Genomic DNA, 491 nt, shown 5'->3' on the forward strand with positions numbered 1-491 from the left:
CCGATTGTTGGCAGTAACTTAATGAAGTGACAGGTTCGCTGTTCAAGTTGTTTAATAGAGAGTGGTCTAATGCCTGACTTCTCTTTTGAAGTAACAAAACCTGCTAGAGCATCATGTAACGTCACCACGGGCATTGCTTGAGCTACAGCCGTGGTTTCACGGTGTTGTGACAGCTTAGTGTATCTGATGGGGATGCTATAACTTGCTGGCTTTGTACTGATGGTTGACTTGTTTTTCTCAAATTCACTGCGAAGACTGTTAATCACTTCATCAACATAACGAATAAAGTCATTGATACAGGTTTGATGGTCTATGGTATTGATGATTTTTTTCAGCGTGCCTGCGACATCGATATTACGAATAACCGCTTGTGCTCTGTCACGAGTCAACAAAGAAACTTTAATATCAAAAGGAAAGCCTTTATCGCGTAACGATTTGGCTAAACAGATACGTGTGAAGTACACGCTATTGGGAGCTCTATAAAGGTACAT

1 protein-coding gene is annotated in these 491 nt (G+C 40.9%); it reads right to left on the reverse strand.

What is annotated here, in order from left to right; genetic code table 11:
* A partial coding sequence (locus BCU94_RS19630; RefSeq protein WP_198590915.1) for a hypothetical protein occupies positions 1-491 on the reverse strand: 491 nt, incomplete at both ends.

The organism is Shewanella sp. 10N.286.52.C2 (assembly GCF_002874545.1).
In the GTDB taxonomy this organism is placed as follows: Bacteria; Pseudomonadota; Gammaproteobacteria; order Enterobacterales; family Shewanellaceae; genus Shewanella.